At 60.1% G+C, this 1,915-nt stretch carries 1 protein-coding gene; it reads left to right on the top strand.

The window, feature by feature from the left end:
- The first annotated feature begins 501 nt into the window (after window positions 1–501).
- Window positions 502–1,839 carry a group II intron reverse transcriptase/maturase gene (gene ltrA, locus HNP00_RS22820; RefSeq protein ID WP_311770658.1) on the top strand — a complete coding sequence of 446 codons (1,338 nt, stop codon included), beginning with the start codon at window positions 502–504 and terminating at the stop codon, window positions 1,837–1,839.
- The last annotated feature ends 76 nt before the right edge of the window (window positions 1,840–1,915 follow it).

Here is a 1,915-nt window from a genome sequence, read left to right as displayed (position 1 = left end):
TTTTGGTATGCCCAGCATGGGCATTTGCTTGGAGGTGAAAGTCCTCTGAAGGAGAAGGTGGTTTAACTTCTAGCCAATGGCAACTGCGTCATCGTGAGGTGGGGTGGGAAGGAAGCCGGAGGCAAATCCCTGCACCGAGGGACACGAACCGCATAGAAGGCATGCTGGTCGGGGTAAGCCAGCCAAAGATGGTGAAGCCCGTTCCACCGAAACGGCCAGTGTGTAAATGCGGCGGCGGCAGGGGGAAAGTGAATGCTCTTATCTGGGGAGATCTGTCCCGGTGCGTCGGCGCTCGTGCAGTGCCGGAGCGGATCAGCCTTAAGGGCTGTTCTGACGGGGCAGAAGTCAGCCGAGGCCATAGTACCGGCGGGAATCTTGCGTGGTTCGCCGGGAAGGGCTGAACGCTGGGAATTGATGGTTTGAAGCGGTGCTTCTCGTGTGTTCCACAGGGATCGCAGCCAACCCACGGGAGTGGTGGGACAGAGAGTGAAGGAGCGAACGGTGAATCCGGGATGGCCCCTGTCTGTGCGTAGTGAGGACCCGGCGGGCATCGGGGAGAACATCAGGGATGCATTGGATCTGTGGGAGGAAGTGTTCTCCCGGCAGAATCTGATGATCGCGTTGAAGCGTGTCGAGCGTAACCGGGGTGCTGCCGGTGCTGACGGGCTGCGCACGGAGGAACTGCGTGCGTGGTGCTTAGGACATTGGACAGAAACCCGGGAAGCGTTGGATGCGGGTACGTATGCTCCGGGCCCGGTGCGTCAGGTGATGATTCCCAAACCTGACGGCGGGGAACGGAAGCTGGGAGTACCGTCCGTGCTGGATCGGTTGATCCAGCAGGCAGTAGCGCAAGTCCTGTCCCGGGTCTTTGACCCGGGGTTCGTGCCGGTCTCGTATGGGTTCCGGCCGGGCAAGAGCGCCCACGATGCTGTGAAGGTCGCCCGCACGGTGATCGGCCAAGGGTATCGGTGGGTGGTCGAGGTTGACCTGGATGCGTTCTTTGACCGGGTGAACCACGACGTGCTGATGGCCAGGGTTGCGCGGAAAGTGAAAGACAAGCGGCTCTTGAAGCTGATCCGGCGCTATCTTGAAGCCGGGATCATGGCTGATGGGGTGCGGCAGCCGACGGTGGAGGGAACCCCGCAGGGGTCGCCGCTCTCGCCGTTGCTGTCCAACATCATGCTGGATGATTTTGATCAGGAATTCTGGGGCCGTGGGCATCGCTTCGTGCGGTATGCCGATGACATCCGAATTTTTGTGAGGTCCAAGAGGGCTGCGGAACGGGTACTGGACCAGGGCACGAGAGTTTTGGAACGGGACCTGAAATTGAGGGTCAACCGGGAAAAGTCCACGATCAATCCGGCAAGTGTAGCTACTTTGCTGGGTTTCGGGTTCTACTTCGCCAAGGGCGGGGTGAAGATCCGGATCGCTCCGAAGGCGTTCAAACGCATGAAGGACCGCATCAGGGTGCTGACCTCGCGCAAATGGAGTATCTCGATGGCTGACCGCATCCAGCAATTGAATCGCTATGTCCGGGGGTGGATGGGCTACTTCCGGCTGCCACAGACGCCGAAGAAGTTCGCCGCACTCGATGAATGGTTCAGGCGGAGGATGCGCCAAATCCGGTGGAAGGAATGGAAACGTCCGCCGACCCGTATCGCGAATCTGCGCAAGCTCGGGATCAGGCCGGATCTGGCCTATCAATGGGGCAACAGCAGCCGAGCGTACTGGCGGGTAGCAAAGTCACCCATTCTCCACAGGGCACTCCCAACCGACTATTGGGCAGGGCAAGGCCTCACGTTCTTTTGCGCTGCATGGGATCGCTTTCAAACGACCTAGCGAACCGCCGTATGCGAGGCCCGCACGTACGGTGGTGTGAGAGGAGGGCCGGGAAACCCGGCCCTCCTACTCGATT

It is taken from the genome of Arthrobacter sp. AZCC_0090 (genome assembly GCF_014207375.1).
GTDB lineage: Bacteria > Actinomycetota > Actinomycetes > Actinomycetales > Micrococcaceae > Arthrobacter.
Note: the sequence above shows the minus strand (reverse complement) of the source record. Positions and strands in the feature narration are given on the sequence as shown.